Origin of the sequence: Paramicrobacterium fandaimingii, from assembly GCF_011751745.2 — a bacterium.
GTDB lineage: Bacteria > Actinomycetota > Actinomycetes > Actinomycetales > Microbacteriaceae > Paramicrobacterium > Paramicrobacterium fandaimingii.
The window spans coordinates 726,468-751,236 of record NZ_CP061170.1; the positions used below are offsets into that span (position 1 = coordinate 726,468).

Sequence of the window (24,769 nt, forward strand, 5' to 3'; positions counted from 1 at the left end):
TACGCAGTGCCGGGCCTCGCTCAGCGGGGCCCGGCCCGTGCAGTCTCACAGAGAGAACACCCGATGACAATGACGTCCCCCATCGTCGAGATGACCGACATCTCGATCACATTCCCCGGAGTCAAGGCCCTCGACTCAGTGAGCTTTCGAATGTTCCCCGGTGAAGTGCACTCGCTCATGGGCGAGAACGGAGCGGGAAAATCCACGCTCATCAAGGCGCTCACGGGCGTGTATCGCCCAGACTCGGGAACGACGCTCCTCGAGGGCCGTCCCGTTTCGTTCGTCTCGACGGCGGCAGCTCAGGATGCTGGAATCTCGACAGTCTACCAAGAAGTGAACCTGCTTCCGAACCTCACTGTCGCCGAGAACATCGTGCTGGGCCGCGAGCCGCGCACAGCGGGCCGAATCGACTGGTCGGCCGTTCGCACACGCGCGCGGGACGTGCTCGGCCGCGTGGGCATCAGCATCGACCCCGGCACGCTCCTCGGCTCGCACTCGCTCGCGGTGCAGCAGCTCGTTGCCATCGCACGAGCGACGAGCATCAACGCCCGTGTGCTCATTCTCGACGAACCGACATCGAGCCTCGATGCCGACGAGGTGAAAGAGCTCTTCCGTATCATCCGCTCCCTCAAAGACGACGGCGTCGCGATTCTGTTCGTGTCGCACTTTCTCGACCAGGTCTATGAGATCTCTGACCGGCTCACGGTGCTGCGCAACGGGCGCTTCGAGGGGGAGTACCGCACAGAGGAGCTGCTGCGCATCGATCTCGTGCAGAAGATGATCGGCAAAGAGATCACGGTTCTCGATGCTCTCGATCAGAGATCGGCTGACGACGCAGACGACACCCAGAACGCCGACATTCCCGCGATCATCGAGGCACAGGGGCTCGGGCGGCGCGGCGCGGTCCAGCCCGCAGACATCAGCGTTCTTGAAGGCGAGGTCGTCGGCTTCGCTGGTCTTCTCGGCTCGGGCCGCAGCGAGCTCGCACGAATTCTCACGGGGATCGACCGCTCGGATTCCGGAACAATCCGCTTCGCGGGCAAGCCCGTGAAGTTCCGCACTCCGCGCCGTGCGCTCGCCGATCGTGTTGTGTATGCGAGCGAAGACCGTCGTGCTGAAGGCATCCTCGGTGACTTGAGCATTCGCGACAACATCATTCTTGCCCTGCAAGCCGATCGTGGGTGGTTTCGACCGCTTTCGGCCAAACGGAGCACCGAGCTCGTTGAGAGCTACATCACAACGCTCGGCATTCGCCCGGCACATCCGGATGCGCTCGTGCGAACTCTCTCGGGCGGAAACCAGCAGAAGGTCCTGCTCGCCCGGTGGCTCGCCATCGCACCCCGCTTGCTCGTGCTCGACGAGCCGACGCGCGGAATCGACGTGGGGGCGAAGGCCGAGATTCAGAAGCTCGTCGTCAACCTCGCCGAGAACGGAATGGGCGTCGTCTACATCTCCGCAGAGCTCGACGAGGTTCTGCGACTGAGCCATCGGGTGGCGATCATGCGCGACAGGCGACTTGTCGCTGTGCTCGACAATGACAGCCTGACGACGGACGATGTGCTCGCCGTGATCGCCGACGGCGGCAACCTGGAGGAGGCTTCGTGAAGACCATGGCACGCATCACGTCGTCACGGCTGTTCTGGCCTGTGGCGATGCTTGTCGCACTCGCGATCATCGACGTCATCGTCTTTCCCGGATTCTTCACGATCCAGGTTCGCGAGGGCGCCCTGTACGGAAGCGTCATCGATATTCTGCGCAACGGCGCTCCGACTCTGATGATCGCCATCGGCATGACGCTCGTCATCGCCACGAAGGGAATCGATCTCTCGGTCGGCTCCGTGTGCGCCATCGCGGGAGCGGTGGCCGCCGCGATCATCCTCGGCTCGCCCAACCCCGACAGCGTCGCCACGACGGTGATCGCTATCGCGACGGCCGTCGCCGTCTCGCTCGTGCTCGGCGTCTGGAACGGCGTGCTCATCGCTGTGCTGGGAATTCAGCCGATCGTGGCGACGCTCATCTTGATGACGGCGGGCCGCGGAATTGCGATGCTGATCACCAAGGGTCAGATCATCACGGTGTCGAGCGACTCGTTCCGATATCTCGGCTCCGGCGTCATCTTCGGGGTCCCCTTCGCCGTCGTGGCTGCCATCATCACCGTCGCGATTGCCGGGGCGCTCACGCGACGCACCGCCCTCGGGCTGTTCATCGAGTCAACGGGAATCAACCCGCGCGCCAGTCGCATGGCCGGCATCCGAGCTCGGGGTCTGCTCATTCTGGTCTACGTGTTCTGTGCGCTGTGCTCGGCGGTTGCGGGTCTTATTCTCACGAGCAGCCAGACGGCGGCAGACGCGAACAACACAGGGCTCTTCATTGAGCTCGACGCGATTCTCGCCGTGGTGATCGGCGGCACATCGCTCATGGGCGGCCGCTACTCGCTCTGGGGAACCGTGGTCGGCGCACTCGTCATTCAGACGCTTGTCACCACCGTCTACACGGTGGGCATTCCGCCCATCGTGACAATGGTCTTCAAGGCAGCCGTCGTGACGGCGGTGTGCCTGCTGCAATCGCCGAAGACTGCTGAATACATGTCGGCATGGCGCCGACGTCGGGCACTGAGCGCGGAGGTCGCCTCATCATGACTCTCACTCGCAAAGGCAAGACACCGATGCCGACGAACGTCGAGCGGTCGCGGTGGGGGCTTCACAGCATCCGAGATGCCTTCACGAACCCCAAGTACGGGCCGGTGATCGTGACGGGGCTGCTTCTCATCGGCATGTTCATCTATGGAATGTCGCAGTACCGCGGTTTCAACGACCCGCAGATCGTCGTCAACCTTCTCATCGACAACGCGCACCTCGTTGTGCTCGCTGTCGGCATGACGTTTGTGATTCTGACGGCGGGCATCGATCTCTCGGTGGGCGCCGTGCTCGCTCTCGCGACGATGATGACGGCGTCGCTTGCGCAATCCGGGCTGCCCGCGGGGGTGATCATTCCGATCATCCTCATCGCGACGACGGGGCTGGGATTTCTTGTCGGGATCATGGTGCACTACTTCGACATTCAGCCGTTCATCGCGACGCTCGCGGCGATGTTCCTCGCACGCGGGCTGTGTTACGTGATCAGCGCCAAGTCGATCTCGATCGATGCGCCGTTCTTCACCGTGCTGGGGCAGACGCGACTGACGTTTCTCGGACTCAGCGTGACGCCGAGTGTGATCGTCGCCGTCGTCGTCGTGATCATCGCCGTGATCGTGCTGCGCTACACGCGATTCGGGCGCACCGTGTACGCGATCGGCGGCTCGGAGCAGTCGGCTCAGCTGATGGGCCTGCCCGTCGCGCGAACCAAGGTGCTCGTGTATGCGATCTCGGGGTTCTGCTCGGGTCTGGCCGGGGTGCTCTACACCTTCTACACGCTGTCCGGGTACGCGCTCACCGCCGTCGGAACAGAGCTCGATGCCATCGCGGCGGTCGTCATCGGCGGAACCCTGCTGACGGGAGGGTACGGCTCTGTGCTCGGCTCTGTGCTCGGCGTGCTCGTGCTGGGCACCATCCAGACCCTCATCACGTTCGATGGAAGCCTGACATCGTGGTGGACGAAGATCTTCATCGGCGCATTGCTGCTCATCTTCATCGTGCTGCAGAAGATTCTCACGCTGCGTCGTGCCTGACTCGGCAATCAGTGGTCTGTGCCTGTGCGTTTCCCCGTGCGGCGGGCGTGCACAGGCGGGACGATATTCTGAGAGTGCTCGCTCACTCCTGACACGGTCGGGCGCACGCAGCAGTTTGATCGACGAGGGGACGACTGACCGGTGGTGATCGCAGACGATGGCAAGACCAGGGCAGCGACCATCTTCGACGTTGCCCGGCTCGCCGGAGTGTCACATCAGACAGTGTCGCGCGTGCTCAACGACCTGCCCAACGTCCGCGCCTCCACACGGGAACGCGTCGAAAAGGCAATCGCCCAGCTGCGCTACACACCCTCGCAGGCGGCGCGCGCTCTCGTCACCCGGCGATCGCGCACCATCGGGCTCATACAGACGGGCGGCCCCGACTACGGCCCGGCCACGACCCTCCTGCATTTCAACGAGGCGGCACGCGAAGCACGCTACGCCGTGAGCATCGCCAGCATGCTCGAGGCGGATGCCGCCGCGCTGCGCTCCGCAGCGGAGCTGCTGCTGCGCCAGAACGTCGAGGCGATCGTCCTGATCGCGGCAACGGTGAAAGACATCGCGTCGCTTGCGCACGAAGAGCTGGGTGTTCCGCTCGTCGTCGTGGCTCCGCACGAAGAGGGGAACGCGGCAGCTGTTGCCATCGACCACTACGCGGGAGCTCGTGCTGCTGTCGCGCACCTTGCCGAGCTCGGCCATACAGTGATCAGGCATGTCTCCGGCCCGGCAGAGTCGCTTGATGCGCGCGAGCGGGTGCGCGGCTGGCGCGACGAGCTCTCGGCGCGCGGCCTCGTCGCCACACCGGTCTTGGTGGGCGATTGGTCGCCGGACAGCGGATACGAGCATGGTCGAGAGCTGGGAGCATCCACGGCAACGGCCGCATTCGTGGCGAACGATCAGATGTCGCTCGGCGTCTTTCACGGGCTTCGCGATATGGGCCTCATCGTTCCCCGCGACTTCTCGGTCGTCGGATACGACGACGTACCCGAGGCCGCGCATCTCTCGCCCCCGCTCACAACGATGCGGCAGGACTTCGTCCGGCTCGGCGGCGACGTCATGGCGACGGTGCTCGCTCAGCTGTCAGATGATGCCGCAGCGCCGCAGAGCGCGATCGTTCCTCAGCTCATCGTGCGTGACTCGGCGACGAAAGCTCGTCTGCCGTAGCGTCGCGCGTGATTACGCGTGAACCCAGACCTCGGTGCCCGTCTGAGCAAAGTAGTACATGTCTTTCGCCGCGGCGATCGTCATGTTCACGCAGCCGTGGCTCATCATGGCGCCGGCACCGAAGTTGTTGTGCCAGTAGGTTCCGTGGAAGCCCTGGTCGCCGTTGAAGTACGTCACCCACGGCACGTTCTTCGTGCAGTAGTCGTACCCGGGAACGCAGCCCATGTCCTGCTTCGTGAGCTGGCCGTACACCGTGAAGTGGCCTTCATCCGTCGGCGTCGACGGCTTTCCGATGGCGACGGCGTAGGTGGCGACCACCTTCTTGTTCTCGTACATGGTCACCGTGCCGGCGCTCTTGTCCACCTCGATGCTGCGGAACAGCTCGATCGTCTCGGACGCATCCGTCGTCACGTCAAGCTTGTAGCTGCCGTTTCCCGAGGCGAGCTGCTCGGCGAACGCCGCCGCGATGCCGTCCGTGCTCTCCAGGGTCCAGCCGTCAACACCCTCCTGAATGGTGCGGAGGTGGGTTCCGGCTGAGTTCGTCACTACCTCTTTGTCAACGGCAGGGCGGTTCACCTTCTCGGGGAGACTCTCAACGACAGTGTCGATCGCTGCTTCGTCTGCGTAGATGTGAATAGCGTCATCGACGTTCTCGACGGTGAGCCACGACGCGACGGTGGCGGGCTTGACGCCGACGACCTTCTCGTCGTCAACGTAGAAGCCGGCCGTCGTGAGCATGGTGTTGAGTGCGTCGGCCTCGGTCTGGGCGATCACTGTCGTAATGGGCGGCTGCACCTCGTCGAAGGTTGCGGCGACGGTGATGTCGTCATCGCCCGTGCCCTCACTGAGCACGTCAGAGAGCTCGGAGGCAAACGCGGTGAAATCGAGCCCGGTGCCGACGACGGCGTCGACGGCCGAGTAGGCAACTGCCTTGGCGTCGTAGCTGATCGACGCGTTCTCCGGGATCGTGAAGACGTCGGGAGCGGCGGCGCGCAAGGCGTCAAGAGCCTTGTCAGCGTCGATGTTGATGGTGACGGGAACCGGGCCTGAATTCCACGTGGAGACGTTCCAGAGCGGGCGCGAGTCGTGCGCGGCGCTGGCGATCGACGTGGCATCGACCGAGAGTCCGAGTTCGGCGCCCGTGAGCGTCACGCTGTCGGAGTCGCCCGTGATGGTGATCTCGCTCGTGGCGAGCTGGTCAGAGACGGTCTGGGCGGCGAGATCGGCGGTGTGCCAGCCGACTGTCGCTCCAGCGGCGCTCACGCCGGGTGCGATCAGCAGAACCGAACTCACAGCGGCGGCCGCAACGATAACTCCGCCGGGAATGCCGATGCCGAGTCCCAGGCGCAGCCCGCGGCGCCGACGCCGCGTCTTCTTTGCGTCGTCGATCGACAGGGCTGTTGTGCCCTTGCCCCCCGATGTGGTCATGTTCTCCCCCAGTGGCGCGCCGAACGTACGCGCTGCCGAACTCCTATGATAGGCGGGCTTACCTGGGAATATGGCATTTCTCGATTACGAAGTGAAAACAATCAGTGAATTCGTCGAGGGTTCTTTCGACCCCACGCCCGTGCCAGCGCGCATCAGTTCGCTCGCTCTTAAGATACTGCGGAAACATGGCGGCATCTCGCAGAAACATTGCGACACATACCATCGCGACTCCGAATGCTGACGTAAATTCAAGCAATCGGAGGGGAGAGAAATGACCGCACGCAGCTTCCCGAGGGGAACCATCCTCGGCTATCCGCGCCTCGGCCGAAAGCGAGAGCTCACGAAGGCGCTCGAGGCTCACTGGGCAGGGCGGCTCACCGCGGGCGAATTTGCCGCGACGACGGCGGAGATTCGGGCGGCGATCCGAGAGCGGCTCGTCGACATCGGCCTCGGGCGCGACGACTCGTCGATCCCCGAATCGTTCTCACTCTACGATCACGTGCTCGACGCCGCGGTGACGGTCGGCGCAATCCCCTCTCGCTTCGACGGGGAGATTGATGCGCAGGCGGACGAGGTCGATGCGTCGTTTGCCCTCGCTCGCGGTCGTGGCGACCTCGCCCCGCTCGCCATGACGAAATGGTTTGACACCAACTACCACTACCTCGTTCCCGAAATCGGGCCCCACACGCACTTTCGCCTGTCGAGCAATCGCCTGGTGCGCGATGTCGCCGAGGCTCGCGCGGCAGGGTTTGTCACACGCCCGACGATCGTCGGCCCGGTGACTCTGCTTCTGCTCAGCACGGCCGAGAGCAACGCGACAGATGGCTTTCAGCCGTTCTCTCGCCTTGCCGATCTCGTCCCCGTGTATGCACGGCTGCTGACGGAGCTTCGTGACGCTGGTGCCGAGTGGGTGCAGCTTGACGAACCGGCACTCGCGAGCGACGTTGTGTCGGTCAATGCATCTCGCGTGCTCGCGGCGGTCGAGTCTACCTATCGCGAACTGGGATCCACCCCGGAGCGTCCGCAGCTCTTCGTGTCGACAGCGTATGGTGACGTCGGCGACGCCCTCGCGACGCTGGCGGCAACCCCCGTTGACGCGATCGGACTCGACCTTGTGCGCGGCACGATCCCGAGCCGAATCGACAGCGGCACGCGAGCTCGCCTTGCGGACAAGACTCTCGTCGCCGGCGTCATCGATGGACGTTCGGTGTGGCGAGGAGACCTCGAGGCCGCCCTCACGGCGGCGGCGGACGTGCGCCGTCTGACGAGCACCGTCTCGGTATCGTCGTCGACGAGCCTCATCCACGTTCCGCACGATGTCACTCTCGAGACGCACCTCGAGCCACGTCTCGTCAGCTGGCTCTCGTTTGCCGATCAGAAGGTGGAGCAAGTCGGCATTGTCGCGCGCGGCCTCGCGAGGGGCTCAGCGAGCGTGCGCAGCGACCTCGAGGCAGCATCCATCGCTCTTTCGGACCGCCTCGGTGCACCCGGCGTGCACGATCGGTCAGTGCGGGCACGCATCTCTTTTCTCGGCGAGGGTGATCGCAGCCGAGTTCCGTGGGAACAGCGGCGCGAAGCACAAAAGCGCACGTTCGGTCTTCCGCCGCTGCCGACGACGACGATCGGGTCGTTTCCCCAGACCGACCGCATTCGGCAGGCTCGCGCACGCTACCTCGGCGGCTTCGACAGTGCCGAGACCTATGTCACGGTCATTAAGAACGAGATTGCCGAGGTGATTGCCCTGCAAGAGGAGCTGGGCCTCGATGTGCTTGTTCACGGAGAGCCCGAGCGCAACGACATGGTGCAGTATTTCGCCGAGAACCTTGAGGGCTTCGACGTGACACTGCACGGGTGGGTGCAGTCATTCGGCAGTCTGTGCACACGTCCGCCGATTCTCTGGGGAGACGTTTCGCGACTCGGGCCGATCACTGTCGGCTGGTCGCGCTACGCGCAGAGCCTCACGAGCAAACCGGTGAAGGGGATGCTGACGGGCCCCGTCACGATTCTCGCGTGGTCGTTTGTGCGCGACGATCAGCCGCTTGGCGATACCGCCGCGCAGCTTGCGCTTGCGCTGCGCGATGAGATCGCCGATCTTGAGGCCGCCGGAATCGGCATCATTCAGATCGATGAGCCCGCACTGCGCGAGCTGCTGCCGCTGCGCAGTGTCGATCACGAGCACTACCTTGCCTGGTCGGTCGCGGCATTTCGGTTGGCGACAGCGGGGGCGAAGCCCGAAACCCAGATTCACACGCACCTCTGCTCGTCGCACTTCGGTGTCGTGCTCGACGCGATCAAGAAGCTCGATGCCGATGTGACGAGCATCGAGTCGGCACACAGTCGCATGCGGATCATCGACGACATCGCGGCATCCGGATTCGAGCACGATATCGGTCCTGGCGTCTACGACATCCATTCGACACGCGTGCCGAGCGTCGACGAGGTGACGGAGCTGCTGGCCCGCGCCGCCGAAGCCATCGACGTCGAACGGCTCTGGGTCAACCCGGACTGCGGGCTCAAGACTCGTGGATATGAGGAGGCGACCGCGTCGCTTCGCAACGTGCTCGAGGCTGCCAATCGGGTTCGTCAGCGCGTCGCCGAGCAGCAGGCAGCGTCACCCTCGGCGCGGTGACCGACAGCGCGAGGTCACTGCGGCTGTGCCCCAGCGCTCTCGCGAAGCCAGCGTCGCAGCGTCTCTGACTCGGCAGAAAGAAGCGCCGGGTCATCGTTCGGGACGAATTCGATGAGTGCGTCGGTGATGCGGGGGAGGGATGCTGCTCGCGCGAACACGCGCCGCCAGAGCTCAGACCGCCCGCTCAGACGCAGCCGCTCGGCGGTGGGCCACCACGAAAACACATGCAGCGTCGACACCCACGGAGCCACGGCGTCGAGCTCGGCGATCGCCGCCTGGTCGTCGGCGCCCTGCGTCGGCTGCCAGTACGACGAGAGCTGGGGACGATCGACGGCGGCGAGCAGCTCGCGCGCCGAGTCGGGCGTGTCGGTGAGCGTGTGCCCGTGGTACTCGAGGGCGACCTCGATGCCCCGAGCGGTGGCCAGATCGACGGCGTTCCGCAGCCGGGCCGTGGTGCGGGCGCGTTCCGCCTCGTCAGCATCCGCCGAGCCAACTCTGCCCGCCCAGACGCGCACGCGGGGGGCGCCGATAGCCCTCGCGGCATCGAGCAGCGGTTCGATTGTCTCGTTGTCACCGCAGCGGTAGTACCCGCCGAGAGATGCGACGACGAGCCCGGCCGAGCGGGTGCGCTCGCCGATGCGAGTAGCCGCGGCATCGTCGCCCAGCGAAACGTGCTCGCCTTCACCCGAGCCCCACTCGATCGACTCAAGGCCCGCTGCGACGGCGGCGTCGACGACGGCGTCTGCACTGAGCTGCCGGAACGTCACGGAGCACAGCCCCGCGCGAATGTGTGCACTCATGAGGCTCCTGTCGTTGCTGTCGGCTCGGCCCGGAACGTTTTGCCGAAAATTGGGGACCAACTTTTGTCATCGGTTTCACGCGCCAGCGTAGCTAAAGTTGGTCCCCGAATCGGAGCGGCGCGGCGGGCTCGTCGTGGTGCGGCAGGCTAAAGGTGCGGCGCCACCGCCGTGTCGAAGGCGGCAGCCGTGCGCGCAGCCGCCGTCGCGGCATCCGTGTCCCAGATCTGCTGGTTGAAGATCTCGACCTCGATGTCGCCCGTGTACCGCGCGTCGAGCACGGCGCGCGTCATCGGCGCGAAGTCGATGACGCCGTCTCCCGGGTAATGGCGCGAGAGCAGCACGTCTGCGGGCAGCGGCGTCGCCCAATCGCAGACCTGGTAACTGGCGATGCGCCCGCCAGCCCCCGCGCGCGCGATCTGCGTCAACACATCGGGGTCCCACCAGATGTGGAACGTGTCGACGACGACGCCGACCGCCTCAGCGGGAAACTGCTCGGCGATGTCGAGAGCCTGCCCCAGCGTCGACACGACGGCGCGATCTGACGCGTACATCGGATGCAGCGGCTCGATTGCCAGCTGAACGCCCGACGCCGTCGCGTGATCGACGAGCTCGGCAACGGCGTCGCCCACGCGCTCGCGCGCGCTGATCAGGTCACGCGAGCCGTCGGGGAGACCCCCAGCCACGAGAACGAGCACCGCGCGCGATCCCTCTGCTCCAGCATCCGCCGCCGCCGCCGTCTCGTCGATCGCCGCCTTGTTGTCGTCGATTGCGCGGCGCCGCTCGGGTCCCTCGAGCGGTGTGAAGAAGCCGCCGCGGCACATGCTCGACACGCGCAGGCCCGAATCGCGGATCATCGCGGCAGCAGCATCCAGGCCGACCTCCTGCACCGGCTCGCGCCACAGCCCGATTGACCGGTAACCGGCATCGCTTGTGACACGAAGCGCCGTCGAAAGGTCGGCGTATTTGATGGTCGCCTGGTTGAGCGACAGCCGAGGGTGCGTCATGCGGTGACTCCGTTCACGGCGAGAAGGCCGTTCCAGCGGGCGGCGGCGAGCTCGGGTCGTTCGAGCGCGCCCGATGCGTTCGCGAGCCGTACGATCTCTGACAGGTGCGGCAGGCTACGGGCCGAGTGCAGGCCGCCGACCATCGAGAACGCATTCTGGTGCCCGTTGAGCCACGACAGAAACGCGACGCCTGCCTTGTAATAGAACGTGGGGGCGGCGAATACCTGCCGCGACAGCTCCTCCGTTGGGGTCAGGATGCTGCGATACAGCGCAGTGTCTCCAGCATCCAATGCCTGAATGGCGGCGGATGCTGACGGGGCGACGGCCGCGAAGGCGCCCAACAGTGCGTCGGAATGCCCCTGATCGTCGCCGGCAATGAGGTCGACGTAGTTGAAGTCGTCACCGGTGAACATGGTGGTCTCGGCCGGAAGCCGACGGCGTACCGAGATCTCCGACTGCGCATTGAGCAGGCTCATCTTGATGCCGCTGACGCGCCCACCGCTCGCCTCGATGATGCGAACGACGGTGTCGGATGCTGTTCGCCAGTCTGTTGAGCCGAAATAGCCCGTCAGTTCGGGGTCGAACGCCTCGCCCAGCCAATGCAGCACGACGGGTGTGGATGCGGCGGTGAGCACAGCGCCGTAGACGCGCTCGTAGTCGGCTGCCGACGTTGCGGTGCGCGCAAGGTGGCGGCTGCACATCAGTACGACTCCGGCGCCCGCGTCCTCAGCATGGTGCAGCTGCTCAGTGTAGGCGTCGATGATCTGCTGCAGCGAGATGGAGGGCTCGTCGATGTGGTCGGTGTTGACGCCGACGACGAGCGAGCCGCCGACGGACTGCGCCTCCGCGGCGCTGCGCGTAATCAGCTCGCGTGTGGCGACAGCATCCAGTCCCATATTCCGCTGCGCGGTGTCCATGGCGTCGGCGACGCCGAGGCCCCACGACCACACGTGGTGGCGAAAGGCGAGCGTGGCATCCCAGTCGATCTCGGCTGGCTGCCCCGGCGTATTGTCTGCCCACGCGTGAGGAATCACGTGCGAGGCGGCAAACGCCGTGCGAGAGGTGAGCGCACGGGTCGGTTTGCGGTAGTCGGGCGCGTCGTTGACGGGCGTCGACGTGATCGCGCCGGTGGTGTCAAGAAGCGTGAAGTCCGTCATCGTCGCCTCAGAGACTCACGGCCGGAAGCGCGATGCGGCGACCCTCGGCAGAGCTCTTCAGGCCCTCTTCGGCGAGGAGGACGCCGCGAGCGCCCGAGAGAAAGTCGAACTCGTTGGGCGCATCTTCGAGCACGTGGCGCAGAAACTCTTCCCACTGCACTTTGAAGCCGTTCTCGAATTCGTCGTTTGACGGCACCTCGATCCAGTCGTCGTCGTAGTCGTGGGCGTCGGGGACGTCTGGGTTCCAGACGGGCTTCGGCGTGGCGTTTCGCGGCTGGATCTTGCATCCGAACAAGCCGACGACGGCGCTGCCGTGTGTTCCGTCGATCTGAAACTCGACAAGCTCGTCGCGATTGACGCGTGTAGTCCAGCTGGAGTTGAGCTGTGCCGTCACGCCGCCCTCGAGCTCGAACACCGCGTAGGCGGCGTCGTCTGCGGTGGCCGTGTAGCGGTCGCCGTTCTCATTGACACGCTCGGCGATCTCTGTCGTGGCGTGTGCGTAGACGGTCTTCACCGCGCCGAACAGGTTCTCGAGCACGTAGTTCCAGTGGGGGAACATATCGATGATGATGCCGCCGCCGTCTTCCGAGCGGTAGTTCCAGCTCGGTCGCTGCGCTGGCTGCCAGTCACCTTCGAAGACCCAGTAGCCGAACTCGCCTCGCACCGAGAGGATCGTCCCGAAAAAGCCCGAGTCGATGAGGCGTTTGAGCTTGCGCAGCCCCGGAAGGTACAGCTTGTCGTGCACGACGCCGTTCTTGACGCCGGCCGCCTCCGCCAGTCGGGCGAGCTCGAGCGCGTCGGCAAACGACTCTGCCGTCGGCTTCTCGGTGTAAATCGCCTTGCCCGCTGCGATTGCCTTCTTCAGGGCGGGCACGCGTGCCTTTGTGACGAGAAAGTCTGCGTAGATCTGCCACCGGTCGTCGGCGAGGGCGGCGTCGAGGTCTGTTGTGTAGTCGGCAATGTCGTGACGCGTGGCGAGTTCGGCGAGCTTCGCCTCGCTGCGGCCCACGAGAATGGGCTTCACCTGAACGCGAGAGCCGTCAGAGAGCAGCACTCCTCCCGCGTCGCGAATCGCGAGAATCGAGCGCAGCAGGTGCTGGCGGTAGCCCATGCGCCCGGAGGCGCCGTTCATGATGATGCCGATCGTCTCTGACATGTGTCGCTCTTTCTGTCGGAAGCAGGTGCGGGAAAGCGTTTACCAAAGTCTAGGGCACATTCCTCGCGACGGCAATTGCGACCGTGCCGCTGGGCAGTTCTCCCCTTGTCGCGCGTCTCCGCTCACGTCACAGTAGGGTCATGACTACAGCACGTCGCACCGTCGTATTCAACGTCACCGTGGCTTTTGTCGCGGCCCATCTGATCATTGTGCTCCTGCACGAGCTCGCACACGTCGAGGCAGGGCTCGTGCTGGGCTATCACAATGTGCTCTTCCCCTTCGGAGTGACCCACCATCCGGAGCCGACGGGGGCTCACGCGGTGATCGCCGGGCTTGCCGGGCCGGCTTTCAGCCTCGTCACGGGCTTCGCCGCGCTCGCTCTCACTCCGTTTCGCGGCGGTTTCGCGCGATTGATCTGGCTATGGTTCGCGTTTCTCTCGGTGATGGAGGGTATTGGCTACCTTGTTCTCACTCCGTTTGGCATTGGCGATACCGGGGCCGCGGCTGTGGCTCTCGAGCTGCCTCCTGCTGTGTCGTGGGTGTGCTTTGCCGCGGGTGTGCTCGGCGTCGTGTGGCTCGCTCGCCACTTCGCCAGCGTCGCGCTTCGGCACACGGACGGAGAGCTGGAGTCGCTGCGCTGCTTCACGTTCTACCCGTGGATATTCGGAACGATCATCGCGCTCGCGCTGACGAGCGCGAACCTCCTGCTCGCGAACGAGACTTTCGCAACGGGCGACGTCTTCGGCGTGCTCATGGCGGCGTTTGCCCTTGGGGTGTTCTCGCCCATGGCGATGCCGTTCACAACGGCGGCTCGACGCCGTGCTCCCGAGATCGTCGGCAGCGTTCCACTGTCGCTTCCGCGAGTTCCCCTGACAGGAATCGTCATCACCGTCGTCATCATCGCGCTCAACCTCAGTGTGCTCTCGCGCGGGCTGCCGCTGGGCTGAGTCAGGCTCGTGCGCCGACACCCGGCGTGCTCTCACGCACCAGCACGGGCCCGCTCACAGGGTCAGGAACACCGCCGTCACCCTCGCCGAGTGCGAGCTCAACAGCGCTGCGGCCGATCGACTCCAGCGGAATCTCAACGGTCGTGAGGGGAGGAGTGACGTCGCGAGCGGTCGAGATGTCGTCGAACCCGGCGATGCCGACGTCTGCGCCGGGCGTGATGCCGGCGCGGCGCAGCGCAGACATCGCACCGACAGCCATGATGTCGCTCGTCGCGAAGATGATGTCGACGTCAGAGACCCCGGATGCCGCGAGATGCTCGCCCGCGGCGAAGCCGCCGTCGCGCGTGAAATCGCCGCGCGCTGTGCGCACGACGTCGCCGCCGCCTGCGCGGAAGCCCGCGGTGAACCCAACGGCGCGCTCTGTCGACGTGATCAGTGCCTCGGGTCCGGCGACGACGGCGGCGCTGCGATACCCGAGGGAGGCCATCCGCTCGCCGAGCCCCCGCGCAGCGCCCGCATTGTCGATGCGCACGGTGTCGAAGCCGAGGCCGCTCTGGCTGATGAAGACGACGCGGCCGCCTCCCTGGCGAAACACCTCAAGCTCGGCCGTCAACTCCGCCTCGAGCGTGGCATCCGAAAAACGTGAGCCGGCGAGAATGATCGCGCGGGGGCGCTGTCCGCGCAGAGCACGCACGGTTGTGAGTTCGCGGTCTGCGTCGCGACCGGTGACGGCGACAGTGACGACGAGTCCTGCCTCGTCTGCCGCTGCCATCGCACCGGACGTGATGGCAGAGAAGTAGGGGTCTGCAATGTCTCCGACGAGCAGGCCGACAATGTTCGCCCGCCCCTTCGCCATGGCCTGGGCCGAGAGGTTCGGGGCATACCCGAGGCGTTCAGCGGCGGCCATCACCCGTTCGCGATAAGACTCGGCAACCTTGCGAACGCTTCCATTGAGCACGCGAGACGCCGTTGCAAGCGACACTCCGGCTTCGTCGGCCACATCATTGAGCGTGACGGGCGATGATGACTCCACGACGGCTCCTCACGCGTCGGCGCGCACACGGCGGCGCGCGGTGGTGGAGATGAGTGTACGGCTCAGTCCCGGTATCCGTCGCGAGCCATTGCGATGCTCGCCGCGATGCCGAGCACGCCACCGACAAGTCCGATCAGCCCGAGAATTGACCACAGCACGAGTTCAATCGACATCGCCACACCCTTTCGATCGTGTACCACCATTGTGGCAGAGTTGCCCGGGCTGCGGTGGTCAGCGTCGCGCGGCGACACTTGCGGTCACCGTGCGGAAGACACCGTCTGTGATCTCGACGCCGAGCTTTCTCAGCGCGAGCACGGCCGAGCCGACAGCGCCATCGGCAACGCGGACGATGTCGGGAGTGATGCCCTGCCTGGCGAGGTGTGATGAAAAACTCTCGGCGAGGTGGCCCGACTGCGCCAGCACGCTTCCGCCGATGACAAGCGGGCCAGGCGACGTGTGCGCGGTCGCCACCGAGTGCGCGAGAAGCGCCCCTGCCTCATGGAGGATGCCTCGTGCAACGTCGTCGAGGGGTTCGGCAAACGCCAGCGGCGCAAACTGGGCAAGCTCCACGGGACGCAGGCGGTACAGCTCGGTGATCAGCCGGGGGAGCACAGCCGGTCTGCCCTGCGTGTTTGGTCCGTCTGTGCGCACACTCATCATGTCGAGCAGCCGAGGCGTCAGCGCCGTCGCAGGCCCGCGGCCGTCGAACTCGGCCATGACGGCGAGGGCAACCTGGTGCCCGATCCAGAAGCCGCTGCCGAGGTCGCCGAGCAGCCATCCCAGCCCGTCCGTCGTGCTGGCGATGCTGCCGTTCTCAACTCGGATCACCGCGGCGCCGGTTCCCGAGACGACGGCGTAGCCGAACGATGAAAATGCCCCGGAAAAATATGTTGCAAGAAGATCAGATTCCCACGAGAGCGTTCCGCCGAACCCGCGAGAGAAGAGGGGGTCGGTGAGCCATTCCGTGGATTCTGCTGCGCTGTTTCCAGCCATTGCAGCGACGATCTCGCCAACGTCGGCGAGTGTCGCTCCTGCGCGATCAAGTGCGGCCTCCGTTGCGGAGACAACCGCGTCAGATGCCTGTTGCTTTCCTGATGAGATCGGGTTTCCGCCCGAGCCCTCGGCATAGCCAACGCACTCGCCGTCTGTCGTCACAACCGTCGCTCTCGTCGACGTTCCGCCAGCGTCAATGCCGATATGAAGCATGTTCGTTACCTATTCGTGATGGGTGGCGAGTTGACCTTCGCGTGGAATAAGAATAGTTTTCATACAAATCTCCCAACGGCGAGCGGATTTTCATGAGAGCAATGGTGTCACAGGTTCCACACGGCGAAGACGGTATGACCGTGTCGAGCCGTGTGCAGGCAAGCCTGCCAGACATGCCCGCGGCCATGGTGAAGATCGCCGAGGTTCTGCTCGAGACGCCGTCAGCGCCAATTGAGCTGTCGATAACCGAGCTCGCTGAAAAGGCGGGAACGTCGGCCGCGACGGTGACGCGCTTCTGTCGAGTGATCGGCTACTCCGGGTACACGCAGTTTCGCGTCGGCGTCGCCTCTGACATCGGCCGCGGCGACGCGCACGAATCGTGGCGGGCCGACATCGGCCGCGAATTTCACCCCGAAGACACCCCGCGCGAGGTGGTGCGCACGCTTCTCAACGAGCACGTGCGCGCGCTCGAGACAACGGCGAGGCTCGTCGACCTCGACGACGTGCAGAGCGTCGCGCGCGCGATCGCCACATGCAGGCACCTCGACATCTACGGCATCGGCGGCAGCGGAGTGATGGCCGAAGAGCTGCAGGCCCGTCTGTATCGCATCGGCGTGAGCGCGCACTACTGGCAAGAGGTGCATGGTGGACTCACGAGCGCAGCCCTGCAGTCGAAGAACTCCGTTGCGATTGGAATCTCCAACTCGGGGCGCACGGATGAAACCATCCAGATGCTGTCTCAGGCGGCATCCGCTGGTGCCTTCACCATCGCGATCACGCACGAATCGACGTCGCCGCTTGCCACTGTTGCCGATGTGACGATCGGCACAGCCGCCCCCGACCCTTACCTGCAGCCCGACGATCTTTCGGCAAAGCACTCCCAGCTCATGGTGCTCGACCTGCTGTATCTGCTCGTTGCGCAAGAGACCTTCGCCGACACCGCAACGCGACTCGCGGCATCCGCTATGGCCGTGTCTGGGCACCGCCGACCGCAACGACCATCCCGCAAGAACGACAGACCGACACTTCGCGTCAAGGAGCCAACCGAATGACCGTGACACCGACCGACTTTCTCGCCGAGGCGACAACGCGACTCACGCAACTGGCGGCGGACGCCGAGGCGGGAGGCCTCGACGACGCGATCGCGCTGATGGTCGACGCCATCAACGCGGGCGGTGTCGTGCAGGCATTCGGAACCGGACACTCCGAAGCGTTCGCCATGGAGATCGCCGGCCGGGCCGGAGGCCTCATTCCGACGAACAAGATCGCATTGCGCGATGTCGCGCTCTACGGCAGCCGCAGTCCGCACGAACTTGCCGGCTCGGCGCTCGAACGCGAGACATCCGTCGTCGACGAGCTTTTCGATGTGTCGCTCATGGGCCCGAAAGATGTTTTCATCATTGCCTCAAACTCTGGCGTCAACGGCTCCATCGTCGGTGTCGCGCTCAAGGCGAGAGAACTGGGACACCCGGTGATCGCGGTGACGAGCCTGCAGCATACGGCCGCTGTCGAGCCGAAGCACTCAAGCGGCAAGCGTCTCAGCGAGATCGCCGATGTTGTCATCGACAACCTCGCGCCATACGGCGATGCGACCCTCGAACTGAGCGGAGGCGTGAGCGCGGGCGCGATTTCGTCGATCACTGCGGCGTTCATCGCCCAGCTGCTGACGCTCGGCGTCGCCCAGAGGCTCTCTGAGTCGGGGGATGTTCCCCCGATGTACATCTCGGCGAACATCCCTGGAGGTGACGAGCACAACCATGCACTGGAGGATCTGTATCGCGATCGGATCCGCCGCAGCGCCTGAGCGCGCAACGCCGAGTCACAGCATCAGTATTCGGCACATCGCATTCCGAACCACCCGATAAATTGGAAGGTAGACACGACGATGAACATCGAAAATGTCTCTGTTAATCGCAGGAACATCCTGCGTGGAGCGGTTGCAGCAGCGGTGCTGATTCCGTTCTCCACAACACTCGCTTCATGTGCCACCGGCGGCGGTGGAGGCGGAGGCGGCGGCGGCGCAAAGGGCGACGTCACCGCCGACAACCCGTTCGGCATGGCGGCCGATTCGAAGGTCGACGCCGTCATCTTCGACGGCGGCTACGGCGTTGACTACGTTGAGTATGCAGCGAAGATTCTCGACAAGAACCACGACGGCGCCACGACGAAGATCTCGGCATCGACGAAGATCACGCAGGAGCTTCAGCCGCGGTTCGTCGGTGGAAACCCACCCGACCTGATCGACAACTCCGGCGCTGACAGCATCGGGTTCAGCACAATCATGGATCAGATCGAAGACCTCACCGATGTGATAGACGCCAAGAACCTCGAGGGCGACACGATTCGCGACACGCTCTACGCTGGTGCGCTCGACCCGGGCACCTTTGGAGACAAGTTCGCTGCGGTGAACTACGTCATGACGATTTACGGCGTGTGGTACTCCGCAAGCCTCTTCAAAGAGAAGGGCTGGGACGTCCCCACAACGTGGGCGGATCTCAAAGATCTCGGTGCCAAGGCAAAGGAAGACGGCAAGTACCTGTTCTGCTGGGGCAAGGAAGCCGCCACCTACTACCAGACAATGTCGATCGGTGCCGCGATCAAGCAGGGCGGCGACGAAGTGCGTCTTGCCCTGGAGAACCTTGAGGAGGACTGCTGGTCGAAGCAGGCGATTCAGGATGTCTTCTCCGCCTTCAAGGAGATCATCGATGCCGGGTACGTGAAGCCGGGCGGTGCTGGAACGCAGTTCACTGCCGCGCAAGCACAGTGGAGCCAGGACCAGGCGGCGATCCTTTACCCCTCGGGCTCGTGGATTGAGAACGAGATGAAGGATCAGACGAAGGACGGCTTCGAGATGACGGGGTTCCCCACTCCGGCTCTCGACTCAAATTCGTCGATGCCGACTGAATCTGTGCGTGCAACGGCCGGTGAGCCGTTCATCGTGCCGTCGCAGGCAAATAACCCCGCGGGCGGCAAGGAACTCCTGCGGGTGATGCTCTCGAAGGATGCCGCAACGAACTTCGCGAAGAAGAAGCTGGCGCCGACGGTCGTGAAGGGCCTTGTTCCCGACGACGGCTTCGGTTCAACGGCGCTCGTGTCGCAGACCAAGATGCTGGATGCCGCGGGTTCCAACATCTACAACTGGAAGTTCGTCGACCTCTACGGCATGAACGGTGACCAGCTGACGCTGTGGAACCAGTTCCTCGCCGGAAAGATGAGCGTCGCCGACCTGACAGCGGGTCTGCAGAAGATCACAGACAAGGTTCGCAACGACGACTCCATCGACAAGGTGGAAGTCAAGTGACAGCCGCCGGTGCCGACCCAGGGCGGGCAATAGCCGCGACCATGGGTAAGGCGGGGGGTCAAAAGACTCCCCGCCGGCGCCGGCGTAAGCTCACGTTCGATTATGTGAGCTTCATGGCGGTGTTTCTCGGACTACCTTTGGCGATCTTCATCATCTTCGTCATCTCGCCGTTCGTCCAGGCCGCGTATTACTCCCTGACCGACTGGTCCGGTTTCTCGCAGACGATGAACTTCATCGGTGTGCAGAACTACATCAACCTTTTTCAGGACGATCAGTTCTTGAAAGCGATGGGGAACAACATTTTCCTCGCGATCCTCGTCCCCCTCATCACGCTTTCCCTCGCCCTGCTCTTCGCGACGATGATCACCGTCGGAGGGCCAAGCCATGGTCAGACGCGTGGGCTCAAAGGCTCGAGCTTCTACCGCGTTGTCTCGTTCTTCCCGTATGTCATTCCCGGAATCATCATCGGATTGATGTGGGCGCAGATCTTCGGTCCAGACGGGCTCGTGAATGGGTTTCTGCAAATGTTCGGGCTCAACATGTTTGAGTCATTCCCCTGGCTTGGAGACGAGCGCACGGCGATGGGGGTTTCCATCTTCGTGATCATTTGGGGATTCGTCGGTTTCTACATGGTGCTCTTCATCGCGTCGATCAAGGGAATCCCCGCCGAGACGTTTGAAGCAGTTCGACTCGACGGTGCCGGGCGGTTCCGCACGGCTGTCTCGATCACGATCCCGCTGATTCGCGACAACATCCAGACGGCATACATTTACGTCGGCATCATGGCGCTGGATGCCTTCGTGTACATGGCGGCGCTCAACCCGAACGGTGGCCCCGCCAACTCAACGCTCGTGATGAGCCAGTACCTGTTCGAGGCGGCATTCTCACACGGCAAGTTCGGCTACGCCAGCGCCATGGGTGTCATTCTCGCCATCATCACGCTCTTGTTCGCCGCCATCGTGTTCACAGTGAACCACCTGGCCGGAGGTAAGGAAGACGGGGGCAAGCGATGACTCACATCACTGAGACTCGAAAACAGACGGTGAAGCCAGAAGATCTCTCCCGGTCGCTGCGTAAGACGCAGCTCAGCCGCGGTGACCGGTCGGTCGGAACCGTATCTCACGCGATGCTGATCATCTGGTCGATCATCGTCGTTGTGCCGATGCTCTGGACTCTCATGACGTCGTTCAAGACGACGCGCGAGATCTTTGCGTCGCCGTTTGCGCTCCCTGCTGAGTGGAACTTCAACAACTACGTGTCGGCGTGGACGGAATACGACATTGGCGGGATGTTCCTGAACACCGTTCTCGTCGTCGGATCCGCGCTGGTGATCGTGATGGTGCTCGGGGCGATGTGCGCATACGTGCTTGCACGATTTACGTTCCCCGGCAGCCGAGCGATCTACTATCTGATGCTCGCAGGCCTCACCTTTCCGGTGTTCCTTGCGATCGTGCCGTTGTTCTTCATCTTGAAGAACATGGGGCTCTTGAACACGCTTCCCGGTCTGACGCTGACATACGTTGCCTTCGCGCTTCCCTTCACCGTCTTCTTCCTTTTCGCGTTCTTCAAGGGGCTTCCCGACGAGATCCAAGAGGCGGCCTACGTTGACGGGGCAAGCGAGTGGCGCACGTTCTTCCAGGTCATGCTGCCCATGGCACGGCCGGGAATGGCGTCGGTTGCGATCTTCAACTTCCTTGGGTTGTGGAACCAGTTCCTTCTGCCGATCGCGTTGAACACTGACAAGGACAAGTACGTGCTCTCGCAGGGAATGGCCTCGTTCGCGTCATCCGCGGGTTATGCGGTGAACTTCGGAGCGCTTTTCGCTGCAGTGATCATCACGATCACGCCGGTGCTCATCGTGTACGTGATCTTCCAGCGTCAGCTGCAGGGTTCCGTGTCGCAGGGCACGATGAAGTAGCGCAAATAGCCCCTAGCGCAGCTTCGCCCCGGCCAGATGGCCGGGGCGAAGCTGTGTGCGGAGAGAGGCGGCTAGCTCTTGACCGACCCGCTCATGAGACCGCCGATGAAGTACTTCCCGAGAATGATGTACACGAGAAGCGTCGGGAAGGAGGCAATGAGCGCTCCGGCCATCGCCGCACCGTAGTTGGCGAGCTGGGCACCCTGCGCAAGGTTGTTCAACGCGAGCGATACAGGGCCGCCCTGAACGTCGGTGAGGAAGAGCGCGAACAGGTAGTCATTCCACGCACTCGTGAACTGCCAGATGATCGTCACGACGAAGCCGGGCATCGACAGCGGCAGGATGATGGACGCATAGCTGCGCAGCATCCCCGCGCCGTCCATTCTCGACGCCTCAAGAAGCTCGATCGGAACACCTTCGTAGTAGTTGCGGAAGATGAGCGTGCAAATCGGCAGGCCATAGATGACGTGAACGATCAGAAGCGTCGAGATGTTGCTCGGAAGGCCGAGTTCGGTCTTCATCTGCACAAGCGGCGTCAGAACAGCCTGATATGGAATGAACATGCCGAAGAGGATCAGCGTGAACACGAGGCTCGCGTGCGGGAACCGCCAGCGTGAGAGAACAAAGCCGTTCATCGAGCCGAGCATCGCGGCAATGAGCGCCGCCGGAATGGCCAGCAGGAATGTGCGTCCGAGCGCGGGAGCGAGGGCGTCCCACGCGGTCACCCAGTTGTCGAAGCCCGTTGGCCCGCCGTTGATCGACTCCCACGGCCACCGCACGGGGAACCCCCACGACGTTTCGGGGTTGACGTCGGCCGGTGGCTTGAAGCTCGTAACGAGCAGCACGTACACCGGCATGAGCACGATGATGACGAAGAACAGCAGGAGCGCGTACTTCGCCGTGCGGCCGAGCACGAACGTCGTGCCCTTCGCCTGCGGCGTACCGCCGGCCCGGGTTTTGTGAGCGATGCCATTGGAGAGGTCGGACTGCGTTGCCTGGCTCATGACGACCTCTTTTCTTCACGCATCGTATGAATCAGGTACGGAATGATGAACAGCGACGCGAGAATGAGCAGCACCGTGGCGATCGCCGATGCCTTTGCATAATCGTTCTCCGTCAGTGCGATCCACATGTACGTGGCGGGCACTTCCGTCTGGTAGATCGCCTTCGTGACCGCCATGATGAGGTCGAAGACCTTGAGCGACATGTGACTGACGATGATGAGCGCCGACAGCGCGATGGGGCTCAGCTGGGGGAAGATGACGTGGCGGTAGAGCTTCCACTCGCTCGCGCCGTCCATGCGTGCCGCCTCGCGCAGTTCATCGGGGATGCCGCGGAAGCCGGCGAGGAACAGCGCCATGATGTAACCGGAAAGCTGCCAGATTGCCGGCATCGCGATCGCGGCCATGCCCCAGATCGGCTCGTTCCACCACGAGTTCTGCAGAAAATCGAGCCCGAATGTCTGCAGCATCCGATTGAGGCCTGACGCCCTGTCTCCCTCGGCGCTGTTCAAGAGCCAGCGCCACACGACACCGGATGCCACAAAGGAGACGGCCATGGGGAAGAGGTAGACCGAGCGGAAGATTCCCTCGGCTTTGACACCCTTGTCGAGCAGCCAGGCCCAGATGAAGCCGAAGACCATGGTGCCGACGATGAAGACGACGGTGAACACGGCAAGGTTCAGCAGCGAGTGCAGAAACCGGCTCTCGGTGAGCAGCGTGATGTAATTCTCAAAACCGACAAAAGCGCCCTCAGAGGCGAGGGAGTGCCTGTCGGTCATCGACGTCTGGATGTTTGCGATGATCAGTCCGTAGACGAAGATCGCGACAAGAATGAGGCTTGGAGTCAGCAGCAGTACCGGCGGACCCCAGTTGCGTATGCCTTTGCGCACGGTAGTAGTTCTCCTTGCGGCCCTCGGGGCCCGGATGCTGTGACGCAGCCGGGCCCCGAGGGACAGGTTGGGTTAGGACAGCGCTGATTCCGCCGCGGCGACGAGCGCGGTGATCAGAGCTTCCTGGTCGCGATCGCTGCCGAACTTTCCGACGGCAGACGAGATGTCACTCGACCAGGCGATCGGAGCGGCCGCGCCGTGGGCGAGTGAGCTGACGATCGTGTCGTCAGCGAACGACGTCATCGCGCTCTGCTGGTACTCGCCGTAGTCAGCCGGGTCCGCATCCGTGCGGGCGGGAATCGAGCCCTTCACCGTGTTGAAGGCCTTCTGCCCTTCGGCCGAGCTGATCGTCGTCAGCCAGTCCTTCGCCGCCTGCTCGTGCGGGGCCCCGACGGGGAGCGTGAACGAGTCGGCGAGGAAGTCGAAGATGCCGTCGGTTCCCGGCGTCGGCCAGGTGGTGTACTCCGTGCCCCAGGTCTGTCCGGCCTGCGTGAAAGCGGCCTCGGCCCAGTCGCCCATGACGTTGTAAGCAGCATTGCCATCGATGACGATCTGCGACGCGGCATCCCAATCAAGGCCCGCGTAGTCCTGGTTGACGAATTCCATCAGCTGAGCGTAGTGGTCAACGGCGGTTTTCACGCCGTCGCTGTCCCATGCCGCCGAGCCATCCCAGAGACCGGCATAGCCGTCTGCTCCAAGGTCGGCGATCAGCACGTTCTCGAGCAGCTGCATCTGCGTCCACTCGGTGCCGATGGCCAGCGGGGCATCAACACCGGAGTCCTTGACCTTCTGCAGGTCGGAGATCCACGCATCGATGTCTTCGGGAGCCTTCGTCGGGTCGAGCCCGGCATCCTTGAGCACCTGCGTGTTCACCCACGTGACGTTCGCGCGGTGGATGTTGCTCGGCACCGAGTAGATCTTGCCGTCAACGGTCAGTCGGTCGATGAGGTCTGCGGGGAAGACATCCGTCAGCCCCAGTTCCTCGTACAGTCCGCTGAGATCCTGGATCTGCTCGGCGGCGATGTAGTCAGAAAGCTCGGCGCCGGCGTGAGCCTGGAACGTGTCGGGCGGGTTGTCCGACTCGAGGCGGGACGCCAGTGCTGCCTTGGCGTTCGAGCCTGCGCCGCCTGCGACGGCGGCGTTGATGAACTCGATGTCGGGATACTGAGAGTTGAATTCCTTGACTAGCGAGTCAAGACCGGCCTTCTCAGAGCCCGAGGCCCACCACGTGAACACCTCGACCTGGTCTGGGTTCTCGGGGTCGGATTCGCCGCCGCCTCCCGACGAGCACCCCGTGAGTGCGAGGCCGACGGCGAGCGCGCCGGCCAGAATGGACATCCTCTTGCGCATGGTGCTTCCTCCATTGGAACTGTGCAGTGCCGAACTCTCGGCTTTCATATTCAAGTCTGAAAACGTTACCAAATGCAAGTCGAGTTGTGTGGTCCATATCGAATCGTGATGTCAGACG

21 protein-coding genes are annotated in these 24,769 nt (G+C 63.8%); 11 read left to right on the forward strand and 10 right to left on the reverse strand.

From position 1 onward, the window contains the following. Nucleotides 1-63 precede the first annotated feature (63 nt). The 4 genes from HCR84_RS03545 (at nucleotide 64) to HCR84_RS03560 (ending at nucleotide 4,831) form a co-directional block, all read left to right on the forward strand. On the forward strand, nucleotides 64-1,605 hold the full coding sequence (locus tag HCR84_RS03545; protein WP_208322175.1) for a sugar ABC transporter ATP-binding protein: 1,542 nt from the start codon (nucleotides 64-66) through the stop codon (nucleotides 1,603-1,605). A 5-nt stretch (nucleotides 1,606-1,610) separates the two neighbouring features. After that, the gene (locus HCR84_RS03550) at nucleotides 1,611-2,639 is read left to right on the forward strand and encodes an ABC transporter permease (protein ID WP_166984455.1); all 1,029 of its coding nucleotides are present in this window, start codon (nucleotides 1,611-1,613) and stop codon (nucleotides 2,637-2,639) included. Continuing rightward, on the forward strand, nucleotides 2,636-3,667 hold the full coding sequence (gene yjfF, locus HCR84_RS03555) for a galactofuranose ABC transporter, permease protein YjfF (protein WP_235940926.1): 1,032 nt from the start codon (nucleotides 2,636-2,638) through the stop codon (nucleotides 3,665-3,667). Before HCR84_RS03550 ends, yjfF begins: the two co-directional genes overlap by 4 nt. A 144-nt stretch (nucleotides 3,668-3,811) precedes the next feature. After that, entirely contained in the window at nucleotides 3,812-4,831 is a 1,020-nt protein-coding gene (locus tag HCR84_RS03560; RefSeq protein WP_166984411.1) for a LacI family DNA-binding transcriptional regulator, read from the forward strand. A 12-nt stretch (nucleotides 4,832-4,843) separates the two neighbouring features. Here the strand turns inward: HCR84_RS03560 and HCR84_RS03565 are convergent, their stop codons facing one another. Then, nucleotides 4,844-6,259, reverse strand: a complete 1,416-nt coding sequence (locus HCR84_RS03565) for a L,D-transpeptidase family protein (RefSeq protein WP_166984412.1) — start codon at nucleotides 6,257-6,259, stop codon at nucleotides 4,844-4,846. Nucleotides 6,260-6,530: 271 nt separating this feature from the next. Here HCR84_RS03565 and metE point away from each other — a divergent pair, with 271 nt between their 5' ends. Beyond that, nucleotides 6,531-8,888 (forward strand): 5-methyltetrahydropteroyltriglutamate--homocysteine S-methyltransferase, encoded by a 2,358-nt coding sequence (gene metE, locus HCR84_RS03570; protein ID WP_166984413.1) that lies wholly within the window; start codon nucleotides 6,531-6,533, stop codon nucleotides 8,886-8,888. 14 nt (nucleotides 8,889-8,902) lie between these two features. On the opposite strand, the gene HCR84_RS03575 is transcribed toward metE, so the two are convergent. The 4 genes from HCR84_RS03575 to HCR84_RS03590 form a co-directional block, all read right to left on the reverse strand. Continuing rightward, nucleotides 8,903-9,688, reverse strand: coding sequence for a sugar phosphate isomerase/epimerase family protein (locus HCR84_RS03575; protein ID WP_166984414.1), 786 nt, complete (start codon nucleotides 9,686-9,688; stop codon nucleotides 8,903-8,905). Between the two features lie 146 nt (nucleotides 9,689-9,834). Beyond that, on the reverse strand, nucleotides 9,835-10,692 hold the full coding sequence (locus tag HCR84_RS03580) for a sugar phosphate isomerase/epimerase family protein (RefSeq protein WP_166984415.1): 858 nt from the start codon (nucleotides 10,690-10,692) through the stop codon (nucleotides 9,835-9,837). Next, nucleotides 10,689-11,849 carry a dihydrodipicolinate synthase family protein gene (locus HCR84_RS03585; protein WP_166984416.1) on the reverse strand — a complete coding sequence of 387 codons (1,161 nt, stop codon included), beginning with the start codon at nucleotides 11,847-11,849 and terminating at the stop codon, nucleotides 10,689-10,691. The genes HCR84_RS03580 and HCR84_RS03585 overlap by 4 nt, the downstream gene beginning before the upstream one ends. Before the next feature lie 7 nt (nucleotides 11,850-11,856). Then, the gene (locus tag HCR84_RS03590) at nucleotides 11,857-13,005 is read right to left on the reverse strand and encodes a Gfo/Idh/MocA family protein (protein WP_166984417.1); all 1,149 of its coding nucleotides are present in this window, start codon (nucleotides 13,003-13,005) and stop codon (nucleotides 11,857-11,859) included. A 140-nt stretch (nucleotides 13,006-13,145) separates the two neighbouring features. On the opposite strand from HCR84_RS03590, the gene HCR84_RS03595 reads away from it, so the two are divergent. Beyond that, nucleotides 13,146-13,952, forward strand: coding sequence for a hypothetical protein (locus HCR84_RS03595; RefSeq protein ID WP_166984418.1), 807 nt, complete (start codon nucleotides 13,146-13,148; stop codon nucleotides 13,950-13,952). A gap of 1 nt (nucleotide 13,953) precedes the next feature. Here the strand turns inward: HCR84_RS03595 and HCR84_RS03600 are convergent, their stop codons facing one another. Both HCR84_RS03600 and HCR84_RS03605 read right to left on the reverse strand, forming a co-directional pair. Then, nucleotides 13,954-14,985 carry a LacI family DNA-binding transcriptional regulator gene (locus HCR84_RS03600; RefSeq protein ID WP_166984419.1) on the reverse strand — a complete coding sequence of 344 codons (1,032 nt, stop codon included), beginning with the start codon at nucleotides 14,983-14,985 and terminating at the stop codon, nucleotides 13,954-13,956. Between the two features lie 231 nt (nucleotides 14,986-15,216). Beyond that, a complete protein-coding gene (locus HCR84_RS03605) occupies nucleotides 15,217-16,191 on the reverse strand; it encodes an N-acetylglucosamine kinase (RefSeq protein ID WP_166984420.1) in 975 nt (324 codons plus the stop codon). Between the two features lie 101 nt (nucleotides 16,192-16,292). Between HCR84_RS03605 and HCR84_RS03610 the strand changes: the two genes are divergently transcribed. From HCR84_RS03610 to HCR84_RS03630, 5 genes are all read left to right on the forward strand, one after another. Continuing rightward, nucleotides 16,293-17,243 carry a MurR/RpiR family transcriptional regulator gene (locus HCR84_RS03610; protein WP_166984421.1) on the forward strand — a complete coding sequence of 317 codons (951 nt, stop codon included), beginning with the start codon at nucleotides 16,293-16,295 and terminating at the stop codon, nucleotides 17,241-17,243. Continuing rightward, a complete protein-coding gene (locus HCR84_RS03615) occupies nucleotides 17,240-17,995 on the forward strand; it encodes a sugar isomerase domain-containing protein (protein WP_166984422.1) in 756 nt (251 codons plus the stop codon). The genes HCR84_RS03610 and HCR84_RS03615 overlap by 4 nt, the downstream gene beginning before the upstream one ends. Before the next feature lie 81 nt (nucleotides 17,996-18,076). Further along, complete coding sequence (gene ngcE, locus HCR84_RS03620) at nucleotides 18,077-19,492, forward strand: N-acetylglucosamine/diacetylchitobiose ABC transporter substrate-binding protein (protein ID WP_166984423.1); 1,416 nt, start codon at nucleotides 18,077-18,079, stop codon at nucleotides 19,490-19,492. A gap of 41 nt (nucleotides 19,493-19,533) precedes the next feature. Then, nucleotides 19,534-20,505, forward strand: a complete 972-nt coding sequence (locus tag HCR84_RS03625) for a carbohydrate ABC transporter permease (RefSeq protein ID WP_166984457.1) — start codon at nucleotides 19,534-19,536, stop codon at nucleotides 20,503-20,505. Nucleotides 20,506-20,618: 113 nt separating this feature from the next. Further along, the gene (locus tag HCR84_RS03630; protein ID WP_235940940.1) at nucleotides 20,619-21,410 is read left to right on the forward strand and encodes a carbohydrate ABC transporter permease; all 792 of its coding nucleotides are present in this window, start codon (nucleotides 20,619-20,621) and stop codon (nucleotides 21,408-21,410) included. A gap of 71 nt (nucleotides 21,411-21,481) precedes the next feature. Here the strand turns inward: HCR84_RS03630 and HCR84_RS03635 are convergent, their stop codons facing one another. The 3 genes from HCR84_RS03635 to HCR84_RS03645 all read right to left on the reverse strand — a co-directional run bounded on the left by HCR84_RS03635 (nucleotide 21,482) and on the right by HCR84_RS03645 (nucleotide 24,651). Then, entirely contained in the window at nucleotides 21,482-22,414 is a 933-nt protein-coding gene (locus tag HCR84_RS03635; protein WP_166984425.1) for a carbohydrate ABC transporter permease, read from the reverse strand. After that, a complete protein-coding gene (locus HCR84_RS03640) occupies nucleotides 22,411-23,301 on the reverse strand; it encodes a carbohydrate ABC transporter permease (RefSeq protein ID WP_166984426.1) in 891 nt (296 codons plus the stop codon). The genes HCR84_RS03635 and HCR84_RS03640 overlap by 4 nt, the downstream gene beginning before the upstream one ends. 72 nt (nucleotides 23,302-23,373) lie before the next feature. Further along, nucleotides 23,374-24,651 (reverse strand): ABC transporter substrate-binding protein, encoded by a 1,278-nt coding sequence (locus HCR84_RS03645; RefSeq protein ID WP_166984427.1) that lies wholly within the window; start codon nucleotides 24,649-24,651, stop codon nucleotides 23,374-23,376. Between the last annotated feature and the right edge of the window lie 118 nt (nucleotides 24,652-24,769).